Genomic DNA, 3928 nt, shown 5'->3' with positions numbered 1-3928 from the left:
ACCCCCGAGCCCGCCCCGGCCATGCCGCCGCGCGACGAGGCCCCCGTCGAGACCGCCCCCGCGCAGACCATCCCCGCGCAGGCCGGCCCCGGGCAGAGCCCCGCCATCAGCCTCACCAAGGTGAAGGAGTCCGCCCCCGGTCTGGTGAGCCTCTACAAGGCCGCCGGTGTCTCCCTGGAGAAGCAGGGCCTGACCGGGCAGCGCGCGGCCGTCTACCTCGTCCTCGACCGCTCCGGCTCCATGCGCGAGTTCTACAAGAACGGCACCGTGCAGCACCTCGCCGAGCAGGCCCTCGGCCTGTCCGCCAACCTGGACGACGACGGTACGGTCCCGGTCGTCTTCTTCTCGACGGACGTCGACGGCGTCGCCGAGATCGACCTCGGCAACTACGAGGGCCGCATCGAGGAGTTGCACTCCTCCATGGGCCACATGGGCCGCACCAACTACCACTGGGCGATGGAGGCGGTGATCAAGCACTACAAGGAGTCCGGCTCGACCGCCCCCGCGTTCGTCATCTTCCAGACGGACGGCGGCCCGTACAGCAAGCCGGCCGCGGAGCGGGCCCTGTGCGAGAGCGCGAACCTGCCGATCTTCTGGCAGTTCGTCGCCTTCGGCGACCCGGAGGGCAAGGGCTTCGACTTCCTCCGCAAGCTGGACGACCTGCCGGTGCCGGAGAAGCGCGTCGTGGACAACGCGGGCTTCTTCCACGCGGGCCGCGACCCGAAGTCGCTGACGGCCGCCCGGCTCTACGCGGAGCTGATGGTGGAGTTCCCGGACTGGCTGAAGGAGGCCCGGGCGGCGGGCATCGTCCAGGGCTGATCCTGCAGGAGTACGGAGGTCCCGGCTCGGGCAGTTCCACGATCACGCGCAGCCCCCCGCCCCGGTTCGGCACGGCCCACGCCCGCCCCCCGTGCGCGCGGGCGATCGACTGGACGATGGACAGCCCCAGGCCCGTGCCGCCGGAGAGCCGCTCCTTGCCCCGCCCCCGCCGGAACGGCTCGAAGAGGGCCGGGATGTCCGCCGCGGCCACCACCGGGCCCGAGTTGCGCACCACCAGCCGGCCCGGCTCGACGAGCACCTCCACGTCGCCGCCGCGGTGGTTGTACTCCACCGCGTTCCGCAGCAGGTTCCCGGCGAGCTGCCCCAGCAGCACACGGTTCCCGCGCAGGGGCGCCCGCTCGCTGCGTACGGACAGCCGCACCCCGGCCCGCTCCGCGCGGCCCGCGACCGCGCCGGCCTCCTCCGCGACGACCTCGGCCAGGTCGAGCGGGTCGCGGCGCTCCAGGCCGCGATCGCTGCGGGCGAGCAGCAGCAGCCCGTCGATGAGGCGCTCGGTGCGGCGGGTGGCCTCCAGCAGGGCCGTCCGCGTGCGCGCCAGCTCGTCCGGCGACGGGTCCCCGTCCAGCCCGACCTGGATCGCCGTGCGCTGGACGGCCAGCGGCGTGCGCAGCTCGTGCGAGGCGTTGGAGATGAAGCGCCGCTGGCTCTCGAAGGCCCCCTGCACCGGCCGCAGGCAGCGCCCGGCCGTCCACCAGCCCACGCCGACCGCCAGCAGCGCCGTCACGAACAGCGCCGCCACCGACCAGATGATCAGCTCCTGGGAGGCCGCGGCGCTGACGTCGCCGGAGATCCGGTACGCGGTCCACGCGCTCACCGTCTCGCCCGGCCGGACGATCTCCACGGGTACGGCGTTCCGCGCGATCGTCGTCGCCCGCTCCTGGGTGCCCGCCCGCGACAGCAGGTTCACGGTGAGCAGCAGCGCCCCGCCCATGACGAGGAAGATCCCGCCGAAGGCCACGGCGATCCGCGCCCGGGCGGTCAGGAACGGGCGCCGCACGGCCTTGACCCGTACCGGCTTCACAGCGCGTACCCCACGCCCTGCACGGTGCGGATCAGCGCCGGTTCCCCGAGCTTGCCGCGCAGCTTGCTCATCGCCACGCGCACCGCGCCGGTGAACGGGTCCGCGTGGGCGTCCCACGCGCGCTCCAGCAGTTCCTCCGCGCTGACGACCGCCCCGTCCGCCTCCAGCAGCAGCTGCAGGATGGCGAACTCCTTGGGCGAGAGGTCGAGGTTCCGGCCTTCGCGGTCGGCCGTCCGGCGCACCGTGTCGAGCCGCAGCCCGGCCTTCTCCAGCAGCGGCGGCGCCGGCCGGGCGCTGCGCCGCCGCAGCGCCCGCACGCGGGAGATCAGCTCGGGGAATTCGAACGGCTTGGGCAGGTAGTCGTCGGCGCCCAGGTCCAGCCCCGCCACCCGGTCCTCCATCGAGCCGGCGGCGGTGAGCATCAGGATGCGGGTGCGGGAGCCGTTCGCGACGAGGTGGCGGGCGACATCGTCGCCGTGGACGCGGGGCAGGTCGCGGTCGAGCACCACGACGTCGTAGTCGTGGAGGGAGAGGTAGGCGATGGCGGCGTCACCGCTATAGACGGTGTCCACGGCGAACCCGGCCCGTCGCAGGCCCGTGGCGACCAGCTCGGCCAGTATCTCTTCGTCCTCGGCGACCAGTACCCGCATGTCCTCGTCCGTCTCCTTCGGCAACGCATCCCCTCCCAGGATGCGGTGTACAGGAGGACATGTTTCGCAAACCTCTCTATTAACTGGAAAGCGGTGACATGAACGCGCCGCTCGCGCCCCTGGGCGTGCCTCCGCGCGCCCCTGGAGCCCGGTTACGCAGCACCGATCGAACAACTACGGTTGGTAATCGCAGGATCACTCTTCGGATACAGGAGTTCTGACATGTCCGTTCCCGGCGAGGCCGCCGAGGCCGTCCCCAGCGAGGAAGGCGAGGTGAGGACGGCCCACGCGGGCACGTTCGCCTCCCTGCAGGACGCCGTCGACTTCGTCACCCTCCCCCCGGGCGAGGGCAGCGGCGAAGCCGGCTTCTCCTACCGGGCGGACGGCCAGGTCGACGTCGTGTATTTCCTCTGAGACTTCCTCTGAGACTTCCTTTGAGAGGGAGGGGGAACCGGGTGGCGGGAGGGGCAGCCCCCGCCACCCGGTCACAACGGGCCGGCCGATCGAGCCGGTCGTTCAAGCCGGCCGATCGAGCCGGTCGCTCAGCCCCACGCCCCCAGCAGGAACGGATACGCGTCGAGGACCTTCCCCGGCCCGTGGACCACCTCGCGGAAGGTGAAGACGAGGTACTGATCGCCCTTGACCGCGAAGAAGTGCATCTCGTCGCCCACCGCCGCGGACGTGACGGCGTCGGGCCTGCACGGCTCGGGCAGGTGGTCCAGCCGCACCGGCCGCACGTCGCGCCGGTCCGCACCCCGCCTCCCGGCACCGGGCCCCCGCGGCACGTCGATCAGCGCCGCAGCGCCCTTCTCCCCGAACACCAGGTGGTAGCGGCCGTCCGGCGTCCCCTGCACCGCCGCCTTCACCGGCCCGCCGAGCACCGGCTCCAGCTGCTCGCGCGGGAAGTAGAAGTCGGCGCTGTGCAGGCTCTCGCCGCTCCCCCGGTCGGAGAACTCGACGGCCAGGTCGCCCTTGACGCCCACGTACCGGTGCTCGCTCCACTCCGGCGCCCGCGTCACGAAGTCGAAGCCGCCGTGGAACTCCTTCGGCAGCTGCGGGAACTGCTCGCTGATCTTCCGCGGCCCGGCCTCCACCCGGTTCCGCTGCGAGAAGCGGACGACCTCGTCACCGCGGAAGCCGTCGAAGACGATGTACGGCGTGGTGCTCCCCGGCACCCACTTCGACACCGTGCCGAAGATCCCGCCGGACGCCTCCAGCGACGCCTTGAGCGCACTGCTCAGCGTCGCCAGGAGCCCGCTCGAACCGGGCTCCACGACGGTCCCCGCCAGCGCGTGGAAGAGCTTCGTCTCCCCGCGGGGCTCCACGGCCTCGAAGCGCCAGACCTTGTTCTCCTCGTCTCCGTTGCCCTCGTCTCCGTTCCCGCCGTCCCCGTTGCCCTCGTCCCCTGTCTCTTATA

At 72.2% G+C, this 3928-nt stretch carries 4 protein-coding genes and 1 pseudogene; 2 read left to right on the top strand and 3 right to left on the bottom strand.

The features are described 5' to 3' along the window. Window positions 1–21 precede the first annotated feature (21 nt). Window positions 22–819 (top strand): vWA domain-containing protein, encoded by a 798-nt coding sequence (locus ACSNOG_RS31995; RefSeq protein ID WP_436756206.1) that lies wholly within the window; start codon window positions 22–24, stop codon window positions 817–819. An 82-nt stretch (window positions 820–901) separates the two neighbouring features. Here ACSNOG_RS31995 and ACSNOG_RS31990 read toward each other — a convergent pair. Both ACSNOG_RS31990 and ACSNOG_RS31985 read right to left on the bottom strand, forming a co-directional pair. After that, window positions 902–1771, bottom strand: a pseudogene (locus ACSNOG_RS31990) (sensor histidine kinase); the annotation flags it as partial. Between the two features lie 86 nt (window positions 1772–1857). Continuing rightward, a complete protein-coding gene (locus ACSNOG_RS31985; protein WP_436756205.1) occupies window positions 1858–2511 on the bottom strand; it encodes a response regulator transcription factor in 654 nt (217 codons plus the stop codon). Window positions 2512–2733: 222 nt separating this feature from the next. Between ACSNOG_RS31985 and ACSNOG_RS31980 the strand changes: the two genes are divergently transcribed. Then, window positions 2734–2925, top strand: a complete 192-nt coding sequence (locus ACSNOG_RS31980; protein ID WP_436756204.1) for a hypothetical protein — start codon at window positions 2734–2736, stop codon at window positions 2923–2925. Between the two features lie 128 nt (window positions 2926–3053). Here ACSNOG_RS31980 and ACSNOG_RS31975 read toward each other — a convergent pair whose 3' ends face one another. Then, window positions 3054–3836, bottom strand: coding sequence for a hypothetical protein (locus ACSNOG_RS31975; protein WP_436756203.1), 783 nt, complete (start codon window positions 3834–3836; stop codon window positions 3054–3056). Window positions 3837–3928 lie beyond the last annotated feature (92 nt).

The organism is Streptomyces sp. URMC 124 (assembly GCF_051386455.1).
Taxonomy (GTDB): domain Bacteria; phylum Actinomycetota; class Actinomycetes; order Streptomycetales; family Streptomycetaceae; genus Streptomyces.
The sequence above is the reverse complement of the archived record's forward strand: the minus strand, read 5'-3'. Positions and strand labels throughout refer to the sequence as shown.